The organism is Desulfoluna sp. (genome assembly GCF_030145185.1).
In the GTDB taxonomy this organism is placed as follows: Bacteria; Desulfobacterota; Desulfobacteria; order Desulfobacterales; family Desulfolunaceae; genus Desulfoluna.
In genome coordinates, this window is sequence record NZ_JAQYWB010000031.1 from 24,706 (window position 1) to 36,501 (window position 11,796).

5 protein-coding genes are annotated in these 11,796 nt (G+C 54.8%); all 5 read right to left on the bottom strand.

Annotated features, from left to right (window positions below; all coding sequences use genetic code 11):
* Positions 1 to 185 precede the first annotated feature (185 nt).
* A complete protein-coding gene (locus Q1Q75_RS11660) occupies positions 186 to 1,775 on the bottom strand; it encodes an ABC transporter substrate-binding protein (protein WP_300670595.1) in 1,590 nt (529 codons plus the stop codon).
* On the bottom strand, positions 1,772 to 2,296 hold the full coding sequence (locus tag Q1Q75_RS11665) for a MarR family transcriptional regulator (RefSeq protein ID WP_300670598.1): 525 nt from the start codon (positions 2,294 to 2,296) through the stop codon (positions 1,772 to 1,774). Before Q1Q75_RS11665 ends, Q1Q75_RS11660 begins: the two co-directional genes overlap by 4 nt.
* A gap of 651 nt (positions 2,297 to 2,947) precedes the next feature.
* Positions 2,948 to 3,805 (bottom strand): hypothetical protein, encoded by an 858-nt coding sequence (locus tag Q1Q75_RS11670; protein ID WP_300670601.1) that lies wholly within the window; start codon positions 3,803 to 3,805, stop codon positions 2,948 to 2,950.
* A 389-nt stretch (positions 3,806 to 4,194) separates the two neighbouring features.
* Entirely contained in the window at positions 4,195 to 7,641 is a 3,447-nt protein-coding gene (locus Q1Q75_RS11675; protein ID WP_300670603.1) for an autotransporter outer membrane beta-barrel domain-containing protein, read from the bottom strand.
* 562 nt (positions 7,642 to 8,203) lie between these two features.
* Positions 8,204 to 11,710 carry an autotransporter outer membrane beta-barrel domain-containing protein gene (locus Q1Q75_RS11680; protein ID WP_300670606.1) on the bottom strand — a complete coding sequence of 1,169 codons (3,507 nt, stop codon included), beginning with the start codon at positions 11,708 to 11,710 and terminating at the stop codon, positions 8,204 to 8,206.
* Positions 11,711 to 11,796: the final 86 nt, after the last annotated feature.

An 11,796-nucleotide genomic window follows, 5' to 3' on the forward strand; every position in this document is an offset into this window, starting at 1 on the left:
TTCTATGGTTAAAGACGTTCATCGTTCTTGGTTCCTTGTTCTTCGTTCAATGTATTCACTACGCTCATGCCTTTTAGAATGACACACGAACGAAGCGACTCCTCGAACGAAGAATGTTTTCGACAAACCACCTCAAGCCCCTTCGCATTACGGCTAAAAAAAGGTGGTCATAAAATTTATGCTATTTAGGATTTAAACCACCAGCGCTGGGGGGCTCGCATACCGTCGAGTTCCCAGTTGACTGCGGGTTTGTTAAACCCGATTTTTTTGCTTGCCGCAGCGACGTCCATACCGAAAACCGGAACAACCGTTCCCCCGTCATCCCGGACCAGTCGCTGCATCTCGCCGTACTGGTTTTTGCGCTTATTTTCGTCCAGTTCGCCACGCGCTGTCACGAGTAACTCGTTAAACCGTTTGTTCTTCCAGTGGCTGTCATTCCAGGCGGAATCTCCGGCATAGGCGGTGGAGAACATCATGTCCTCGGTGGGCCGTCCCCCCCAATAGCAGGCACAAAAGGGCTGTTTCAACCAGACATTGCTCCAATAGCCATCGTTGGGAACGCGTGCCACCTCCACATCAATGCCTGCCCTGGCCGCGCTCTCTCTGAAGAGCACCCCGGCATCCACGGCACCGAGAAAGGCTGCATCCGCAACATTCAGCGCCACTTTCAGACGATCGAGTCCCGCTTTTTTAAGATAGTATTTCGCCTTATCGGAGTCATACGTCCGCTGGGGAAGGTCGTCTGCGTGGTACCGGTTCCCCGTACTGATGGGATGATCGTTCCCCACCACGGCATAGCCTCGGAACACTGTTTTCACCAGCTGTTCCCGGTCTACTGCGTACTTCAACGCCATGCGCACGTTGTTGTCGTTATACGGGGCCTTGTCCGTATGCATCACAAAGGTGTAATGCTTGTAGCCTTCCTGCTTAATTATCTGGATGCCAGGCACGCGCTCCAGAAAGCGAACCGTCTTCAGCTCGCACCGGTTGATCACATCCACCTGACCGGTTTTTAATGCATTGGTTCGGGCGTTGGTATCATTGATGGCGATGGTTTCCACCTCATCAAACCAGGCTCTGTCATCCCTAAAGTAGTTGGGGTTTCGTACGGCAACGCTGCGAACGCCCGGCTCGAAACTCTTCAGGGTGTAACCGCCCGTAAAAATTCCATCGCTGCCGTCGCTGCCTTCAGGAACGATGATCAAATGATAATCGCTCAAAATATAGGGAAAATCGGCATTGGGGGAAACCATTTCAAAGCGGACAGTATAGGGGTCCTCTTTAACAATCTTCTGAATCGGACTGACGATGGCCTTGGCCACAGATTTACTCTTGTCTCCCCGGTGGAGATTGATGGAGTGAATCACATCGTCGGCGGTCATGGTTTTGCCGTTATGGAAGGTCACCCCTTTTCGCAACCGGAAAATCCAGGTTTTGGCGTCGGGAGAGGACTCGTAGCTCTCGGCAAGCTCCGGGACGGCCCGGCCTTCATTGTCAAGTTCCATGAGGCTGCTTCCCAGCTGCCCACAGACCAGAACCTCCATCATCATGTCCGTCATCACGGCAGGCACCAGCGTATCGGTGGTTGACGCCCCGGCAATGCCCATCCGCAAGCGTCCGCCCTTCCGTGGTCCTTCGGCAGCCTTTGCCCCCAGGGGGAAAAAGGCGGGGGCCACGCTCAAAGCGGCCCCCATGAGCATGGCACGTCTCATAAACTCACGGCGTGAGATACGCCCCTGCTGATACTGTAAATCCAAATCCCTTAATTTATTCATAATGAGTCACTCATTTCTTTCTCCATGCCTGGATCATAAACGTCACCAAGGCTGTTAATACCAGGTTCTGACAAAAGGCTGCCGTCTCCTTCCACATTAATCAGACGAAGAATCTGATCCATGGCTTCATTAAGCTGCTTCACCTGGTCCACTGGCATATGCCCGAGGCCTGATATCAATTTGGATTCCAGAGGATCCGGCAGGACTTGTGCCAGCTCCAGCCCTGACGGCGTCAGGATAATCAACATCACACGCCGATCGCCTTCTTTTCGGACCCGGGAGACCAGAGCCTTTTTTTCGAGTCGGTCCACAAGCCCCGTCATGTTGGAGGCCGTCACGTAGAGATTACGACTGAGATCTACGGAAGAGAGTGGCCCGACATGATAAAGAGTGCGCAGGACATTGCTCTGTGAACTGGTCAGCCCAAAAGATTTGCTCTCCTTTGCACCATCATTTTGAACGACACGATAAAACCTGCGAATAGAGCCTACAATTTTTTTAATCTGTTCTTCGTTATCCAAAGGAGCCATCCAAGTATAAACATGGTTCTAAAAAATCGATTTAACACGCCCAAAAAAATATTTTATCTCCAGAGCCTACCATACAAAAGATCAAGAAACAAATAGTCAATACATTGATGATTTAGAAATGCACCATCAATTCCTTAATTAGAATCGATGCGATCATGGAGTAAGAGAACAGATCGGGTCTGTCAAAATAATAGCTGAATATCTAAAGAAAAAAAGAAAGGGGGGAGGCCCTCCGTTCGCTACGGGTAAAAACGTTACCCCAAAGGGATATGCATTTCCTGGTGTTTTGAGGCGATACGGGGTGCGGATTAAGAAAAAATGAAATGATGAATACATTGAGGGATGATAAGATATATTTTCATTGAGAGGGTCTCACCGCCGATTCTAACCCGGATATTTCATGAGAAAACGATCGGTCTAAAACAATAGGCGGCTATTGCGATGGGTTATTGTGAAAAATTCAGTTATTTCAAAAATACAAAATGTAATTCACGGTTATCTGTTTGCTTTTCTCACCCTTCAGACGAGCCGGGTGCACTCATCTGCTGCGTTATCAGAGCTTTGAGGTAAACCACTACATCTGCAGCTCTGATGCCTCGCAGATAAGCGCACCCGACCCGTGAAATATCCGGGCTAAGATATTTATTCGGCAGGCTCCCGGCTTCGCAAGAGCCCCTGGTCTTCTAACAACCCGGGCCACTGAATGGCCCACCCCTGCTGATGTGTGACATGATCTACGATAACCGGAGACACAGCTGACAGCGAGGTCATATGAGAGGCAAAAGAGGAATAAACCCTTTCTGGGATGACCCGATCCCCTTTGCCGATAAAATGGTGCTGGGGGATATGCGCCAGCTTCCCAGCCAAATCGGCCGGATTCAAGGAGGCAGAGAGCGGGGTCAAGCCATGAAGATGACAAAATGCCTCGGTATCGAGATTGCCAGCCACCGTCACCAACCTGTCAATATCATTTCGCCTTGCGCTCAGCAGCGCGGCCACAGCGCCCCCCCCGGAAAAACCGATCAGCTCAAGACGATCATACCCCCCCCGCCCTTTCAAGGTATCCAAAGCACGATCCATCTCGGCGATCACCGCCTCTGAAAAGGGGTGCGTCGACCAGTACCGTGGGTGACAACTCCCCGTCTGCAGATACTGACATGGCCGGGCCAGATAGGCTTTATCAAGGGTGGGATCTGCAAGCATCAAATTCAGAGCGGTGGGGTTCACCGGAGACGGGTGAGCGGAAAGCCGGCGACGGGTACGCCAGGCCAGGCCGTCGCCTTCGATATAGACGCGCAGCACGTCGGAGTGCGGCTGCGGCGGCATCAGACTGGCCAGCGTAAAGAGGTCACCGGCGACACGCCGAATCTCCAGCCCGGAGGACTCTCCGCGCTGCTGGAGGTCGGCAAAGGTCAGCTGGTGCGGAACCGTCGCACAACCGCTCATCACAAGGGCCAAAAAGCCCATCCATGCACCCAACCCCTTGCGCCTCACTCTCAATGCCCACCCTCCCTGTGATTTATCGTATAAACAACCCTACCCCGTCATAAACGAGGCATGGCTGTTTTTTCCAGTTTTTTCCAAAAAAATTCGGTAACTATTTCTCCAGGCAAGGACGGCTACCACTCCCCGTGATGGGCACGGCATTACCTTTGCCCATCCTGATACCGCTGCAATGCCAACGGTGTGGCTGGCGTGAGCGCCAGCCATGTCCATGTTTTGGGGCCACAGATACCAGGGGAAACCCGTGGCGGAGGATAAGGTGTAATCAGATATCTTTATGACCCAAATGCGGATGTGCTTTGCCCCGACAAGGGGACAAAGCACATTCGCAAGCAGCTTTCAAGGTGGCTCACCTTGCCGCCGGAGGCCTGCTTTTTCCTTATCGTTTAAAATTCAAACCGCACCTTGCCGCTGATGCTGTGGGCAACAAAATCTTCGCGACCGGTATAATCAAAGCCAAGACGCAGGCTCACGGCGCTCTCCTCGACGCTGGCCAGGGTAAGGGCCGTGGAGAGTTCCCAGCTGGTCTCGGCCGGATCCGCACCGTGGGCCACAAAACTCGTGTTGCCGCCGACAAATCGGGCCGTGGTGACCACGCGGTCTCCTTGAAGGTCGTAGCGCATCATGGCGGAGGCTTCCGGGGTCAGAACACCCCAGGATTTCACCCAGCTGCGCTGGACGGTGGCACCGCCGCCGACATTCAAGACGGTATAGTCCTGGGAATCAACCTCAAGCGCCCCGCTCTCCTTGCCCCCGGTTTCCGTGTAGTTGTCGTAGTCTTTAATCGAGTAATCCACCACCAGACGAGGGGTGACCTGCCATCCGGCGGCGCTTAATTTCATCCCCAGGTTGACCATGGCGTTGTAGCTGGTGCTGTCGTAATCACCGGTAAACACGTTGTCTCCCAGACGCCGGGCGCTGTCCACCTCGCCAACCCCCGCGGAGAGGACCGCTTCACCGAACCATGTTCCCCCATCCACGCTGCTGTAAAGACTGAACAGGGTGTCGTCCATGTCCATTTCAGAGCTGCCGTCATCGGCGTCCGCGTTGGTTTTGCCCTGGGTAAAGGCGACCCCTAAGGTCAGGGAACCAACCTGCCGGTCGCAGCCGAGGCTGAGCCCTGTGGTGTCGGCATCAAAGCCAACGACCCCATCCCGCTTGCCCTGGTCGGCGTCGGTGAGGCTGGCGTTGTACCACAGGCCGCCAGCGGCCGCGATTTCATCGCCACTGTTGAGGCCCATGAGCCCGCCCAGGCGGTTGCCAATATTGGCCTGAGAGCCACTGATGGTATGATTCATCCCGGTGAGGAAGGCCCCACTGACCTTGGGGGCCCAAGCTTCGGGGTCGGTGCCAAAGACAAAGTCGCTGGGCATGTCGGCAAGGGCAGCATGAAATGCTTCACCCGCATTACCTGAGATTTCGGCCTCATCAGCGGTCAAGAATTGAACCTTTACAACCAGCTGTTGGTCGTCGATTGATTCCTGGGACCAACTCAGAGCCAGAAGGGGTGAGCCCGCAAGCGTCAAATCATCCTGGCGCCACTGGTCGGGATCAAGTTTTGAGGCGCTCAACAAGGCGTACTCTTTGCTCCCAGCCTGATCAGAGTATTGTTTTTTGTCCGGCACAATCCGAAAAATCGTTCCGGCTTCCAGATTCGCGGTCTCGGTCTGAAAATAAAAGAAATTATTTGTCTCAGTCCCCGGGGCGTACGCAAAGGTATCGTCTGCGTCAAACGTCGCCTGCAAGGTTCCTGTGGCGGCGTTGTTCAGGGTATCAACTTCGAGAAAGCCACTGAGAAGACCGCGGTTGTTGACGATCACGGAGATTTCTGCCTCACTGTCAGAGGGATCGACTCCCACGACCGAGCAATCGCCTGTCACCGATGAAGTTGCATCGATATTGACGGTCGCGTTCCGCCCAAGATAGATGGCGGCACTGCCCGATTTTTCCGCCACCCCATAATGGGAAAATACCTGAATCCGGCTGCCATTTTCCAGGTTGATGTTGCAGGTTCCATCATCCATGCCGGCCACGATGCCAAAGGCAGTGGCAGTCTCGGCGGTGGCATCGGCGACAACCGTCGCATGGTCGAGGTTGAGGGTCGTGGCCCCATGAGAGTCCGTCACGAAAACACCCACCGCTTGTGACATCGATTTCTCTGCAGGGGAAGCCTTCGTCTTCGTTGTCGTTGCGGTTAACGTTGCCTTGGCAAAAACCCGGACATCAGAATCGACAAGCTCCAAAGTGGGGACATCCCCCTCTGTCTCTCCCCCTAAGTGCTTAAACTCAATGCCACAGGCTTGAACCTGAGCGCAATCACCCGCCGTGGCCGACGCCATGACATCAATGGAGGAATGTTTCAGAGAAACGGCTGTGTGACTCTCCTTAAACGCAACAGAGGATGTCGAAACATCTGAAACGAGAGATGTCACCGAAGGCCCTTCCGTATCCAGCAGCAGCCCATGGACATCGACATGCGCGTGGGCCTCCCCTTCCGACCCCGCCTGTACCCTGGCGGTGGCATCGGCCGTCATCGTCACCGAGGCATCGGTAAGTTGAAGGGTGGCACGATCATAATCCACCGCACCCACCCCCAAGGGAATCACTTGATCATTTCCGAATGTGCCCCCCTTAATCTCGGCAAATGCATCTGCCGTACCAATCTGTTCTGCCGTTGCGGTCATGACTCCGATCACATCGGCCTGGGTCAGGTCGATGGCCACCTCTTCAACACCTTGCATACCCAACACACTGACAGCGGACAGCGCTACGGCTTTCTCGTCTCCCCCACGATGTGTTTCTGCCACAGAGGTTGCCGTCACGCTGGAGCCTGAAGTCACCCTTGCGATCCCGTGTTGAGACTTGGAGACCACGCCGCCAGAGGCAATGGCGATGTTCCCGCGCGCTTCGCCAGACAGTTCCGATCCGTTGTTCACCAAAATGTGTGCATCAAGGCGCGGGACATACTCAATAAAGGCACCGACAGCCAGGGCCATTCCCTCTTCAGAGGCCGCCGCCGAGTGGATACTGGAGTGATCGTCAAGAACGACCTCGGCCTCTTCGACCTCACTCATCAGCACGCCTTGAGCCTGGGCAATGGCCCCCTTTCCGGTTGCAACCTCCGACACCCGAATCTTCGAGGCGTCTGCCAATGAAACCACCCCGTGGGCAGACTCATCGATATAAACACCCAAGGCCTGACCAAATACCTTTGAAATTGTCCCCTTCGAAACCTCGGTCCCCCCTGCCACCTCAAGGGTAGAGCCATTCGTCATGGTCAGCTGCGCAGTATTCTTTTCGGTAACCCCCGACATCATAAGGCCGACAGCCTTTCCATTTTTTGAGGTGGCCTTGAGCGCAGCCCCATCCATCGTGACATGGGCGCTGTCAGTGTGGGCTATCTTTACAGCGATTGCCGTGGCGCCACTGACGGCATCGACACCCACAGAGGCATTCTTTTGCATCACCACCCGGTGGTCACGGGTAGGCTCCCCTTCTTCACCATCCAGAATGATCCCATACACCTCATCAACAGACGGCTCCCCTTGGGCCATCGAAATTTTTGCACCATCAGCCAGGACAACCGTCCCGCCATACCCCAGCCTCACGGCGGCATCGCCCCCCTTGACATTCAGCGCGGCCTCTTTTTCCAATTGAACGGTAAGATCTCCCAGATCGGGATGATTCACCGCCTCGACATGATCCGTGCCGGTGATCGTGAGGGTGTCCCCGGAGACCGTGTCAGCCCACGTCCAGACCGGAAACCCGGCTGTGGCACACCAAAAAGCGACCAGAAGCCGAAGAGAAACAAAATCAAAACGGGTTTTACTCATGGTTACGAACCTCCCAGCTCAAAAAATCATTACATTTTAAAATTCGGCTCCACTGACTTCATTCGAATCAGCCATTTTATGCGCCGTCCTCTGACTGATGACTTTTGTCAGGCCTTAAAACCCTTGTATCGGAACATAGAGCTGAAGAGGATAGTTAATATTTGGTTAAAATTTAGTTAATAATTCGCCAAAATTTTATTGATACCACTTAAATTAAAGCAACTATTTAAATTCGCAAATGCAGACCAAACAAGGCATATCAGACAACAGAACAAGATATAGGGTCCTCAAAACAGATTGAATAAAAATCACGGCAGGGTGAAAAATGGAAAGATAAATAGAGCAAAGCACCAAAAACAAACACCCATGCGCCGTCATAAACGAGGCATGGGTGTCTGGTACACCTTTCTTTTTGTTACAATACCACTGAACGTTGCCCTGGCGGACGCTTGGCATTTAGCGTCATACCCTCGAAGTGCATTCGCACTCCGTGGATGCATCCGTCTACGCTTGGATCCGCCGCAGCATAGAGCTTTTCAACCAACGTGGCTCCGCCACCCTGCTAAAATTCAAACCGCACCTTGCCGCTGATGCTGTGGGCAGTAAAATCTTCACGGCCGGCATAATCAAAGCCGAGGCGCAGGCTCACGGCGCTCTCCTCGACGCTGGCCAGGGTAAGGGCCGTGGAGAGTTCCCAGCTGGTCTCGGCCGGATCCGCACCATGGGCCACAAAACTCGCGTTGCCGCCGACAAATCGGGCCGTGGTGACCACGCGGTCTCCTTGAAGGTCGTAGCGCATCATGGCGGAGGCTTCCGGTGTCAGCACGCCCCAGGATTTCACCCAGCTGCGCTGGACGGTGGCCCCGCCGCCGACATTCAAGACGGTATAGTCCTGGGAATCAACCTCCAGGGCCCCGCTCTCCTTGCCCCCGGTTTCCGTGTAGCTGTCGTAGTCTTTGATGGAGTAATCCGCCACCAGCCGCGGGGTGATCTGCCATCCGGCGGTATTGAGTTTCATCCCCAGGGTCACCATGGCGTTGTAGCTGGTGCTGTCGTAATCGGCTGTGAACACTTTGTCCCCTAGGCGTCGGGCGCTGTCCACCTCGCCAAACCCTGCGGAGAGGACCGCTTCGCCGAACCATTTGCCCCCATCCACGCTGCTGTAAAGACTGAACAGGGTATCATCCATGTCCATTTCGGAGCTGCCATCATCGGCGTCGGCATTGGTTTTGCCCTGGGTGAAGGCGACCCCGAGGGTCAGGGGACCGACCTGCCGGTCGCAGCCGAGGCTGAGCCCTGCGGTGTCGGCATCAAAGCCGATAATCCCGTCCCGCTTGCCCTGATCGGCGTCGGTGAAGCTGGCGTTGTACCACAGGCCGCCAGCGGCCACGAGTTTGTCTCCACTGTTGAGGCCCATGAGCCCGCCCAGACGATTCTCGATGTTGGCTTGAGAGGCGACGAGGGTATGGGCCATCCCGGTGAGAAAGGCCCCACTGACTTTGGGCGCCCAGGCTTCGGGGTCGGTGCCGAAGACAAAGTCGCTGGGCATGTCGGCCAGGGCGGCGTTGAACGCTTCGGTTGCATTACCGGAGAGACCGGCCTCGGCAGGTTTTAAAAAATGAATGCGAGCAATCAGCTGGTCGGTGGATTCACCCGACCAGCTCAATCCCAAAAGCGGAGAGCCTGCCAGCGTCAACGTGGACTGGTCCCACGACGTTCCTGACTCGGGGCCTGTCGCCTCCAAGAGGGCGTACTCTATGCTCTGACCCTTATTGGTTTGGTACACACTATTGCTGGGCATAAACCGAAATGTCGTTCCGGCGTCCAGCTTCGCAGCTTTGGTTTTAAAATAAAACGTATTCGAGGCCTTGGGGTCATAGAGATACTCAGTGGTAGAATCCAGGGGCACCTGCAAGGTGCCGGTGGCAAAGTTATGCAGGGTGTCCACATCAAGGCGACCGCTGATAAGGCCACGGTTGTTGACGATCACGGATACGTCTGCCTCACCGTCAGAGGGCGCTTCCCTCATGACCGAACAATCGCCTGTCACCGATGAGGTGGCATCGATATTGACCGTTGCGTCTTGATCAAGATACAGAGCCACACTGCTCGAGTTATCATCCTGCCCATAAGAGGAAATGACCTCAACCTGGCTTCCGTTCTCCAGGTTAATTTGACAAGTTCCGTCCGTCCCCACGACAGCAATACCAAAGGCACGGACGGTGGTTGCGGTGGCCTCCACGACGACCGCCGCATGATCGAAATTCAGGGTGGTGACTCCATGAGCACCTATCATCGCAATACCGATGGCTTGTGAAATTGATCCCGCCACAGGTGAAGCAGACTCCTTGGTGACTGTTGCGACGGCAGAAACCCGAACGTCCGAATCGACAAGTTCCAAGGTAGGGGCATCGCCCTCCTGCTCGCCACTGAGATTCGTAAGCCCAATGCCTGTGGCATCGACTGCAGCGCAATGGTCCGCCGTTGCCGAGGCCGAGACATTCACCGTTGAATGAGCCAGAGAAATGGCTGTGTGGCTCACCTTGAGCTCTTTGAGAGCTTTCGAATCTTCTGAAACGAGCGTCTTCACGTCAGCCGCTACCGGGTCCACCAGCATACCGCAAACACCGACATGCGCCTGGGCCTCCCCTCCTGAACCGTCCTTTACCCTGGCGGTCGCGTCGGCCGTCATCGTCACCCTGGCATCGGAGAGAGTAATTTTCGCACGATCATAGCCCTTCGCCCCCATGCCGACGGGAACGATGCCGAATGCACCCTCACCTGCAATAACAGCGTTTGCATCGCCTCTGAGGGTATTCTCAGCCGTAGCCTTCATGCTACCTGTTATCTCAGCATGGGTGATGGTGACGTCCACCTCCTTGACGCCGTCCGTCACCAACACAGCGGCAACGGCCTCGGCCTGGCTCTTATCTTTGGAAATGGCCGTTGCGGTGATGTGAGAGCCCGAGGCGACCACAATCTCGCCATCTCGCACCAGTCCCGTTGGATAACCAACGACATTCGTCATCATCGCTCCTCCCACAGCAAACGCTTTGGAGCCGCGAGCGATCGCATCGACACTGGAACCCTTTTCAATCCGCATGATTGACGCATCATTATTACTGCCAAGGTTGGCAAACTGCACCCCGGCCGCCAAGACCTTCTGCCCGACCCTGAAGGAGGTGGCATCCGCTGTAATGCTGGCGTCATTTACGGACACCTCCGTTGCCTTGGAGGAATTAAACACGGCCACCCCCACCGCTTGGGCACCAGCCGCGCCATTCGTCGTGTCCGCCGAATCCCCGCCGCTTACCTCAACAGTCGCCTTGATCGCCGACCCGGACTGACACGCCACGGAGACCTGATCACTGTCATCCCCCCACTGACCTTTGCTATGGACTCCCCATGCGTAAATGTCATTCTCCCCATCGTCAGCCACCGAAACATCCGTGGTGACATGCGCCCCCTTTTGCAAGGTGACGGTAGCCTGATGGATATCATCAAGATAGATACCTGAATGATAAATATTTGTGGGCTTGTCATTGACGATTTTTGATGTGACCTCTACCTTCGCTCCATCCATGGAAACCTCGGCACTCTCGGCATGATCAATCCCAATGCCTTTCACCGATACGGAGCGGTCACCATCACCCCCAACAGCATCCGAGCCATCGAGAGCAACAACGGAGTCCTTATCCATCGCCACCCGGCTGTCATCGGTGACACCGGCTCCCCCACTCAACGCGATTCCATAGATATCGCCCTTCTCTGAAAGGGCTTCACCGCCGGTGCGGGAAAGACGAGCCCCGGCAGCCATCATCACCGACCCGCCAGAACCCAGGCTCACAGCGGCGTCCTTTCCCGTCACATTCAGCGCGGCGTCCTTTTCAAATTGTACGATAAGCCCAGGAATCTTCGGCCAATTAACCGCCTCGGTATTATCCGTACCGATAATCGGAAGGGTCTCCCTGGGCGCGGGATCCGCCGCCCATGCCGGGGTCACTACTGCGACACACACAAAAGCCGCCAGCAGCCTTAATAATTTGAAATCAAAACAAGTTTTCTTCATGATTGCATACCTCCCAACGCAATAAACAAAAATTCAAAATGTATACCTTAATTTTTAATTCGCTTAAAAAGTTACCTCGTACGGTA

Coding starts and splice junctions, on each gene's coding strand:
- Q1Q75_RS11675 (WP_300670603.1), bottom strand. CDS start 7,641: ATGAGTAAAACCCGTTTTGATTTTGTTTCTCTTCGGCTTCTGGTCGCT.
- Q1Q75_RS11680 (WP_300670606.1), bottom strand. CDS start 11,710: ATGAAGAAAACTTGTTTTGATTTCAAATTATTAAGGCTGCTGGCGGCT.
- Q1Q75_RS11660 (WP_300670595.1), bottom strand. CDS start 1,775: ATGAATAAATTAAGGGATTTGGATTTACAGTATCAGCAGGGGCGTATC.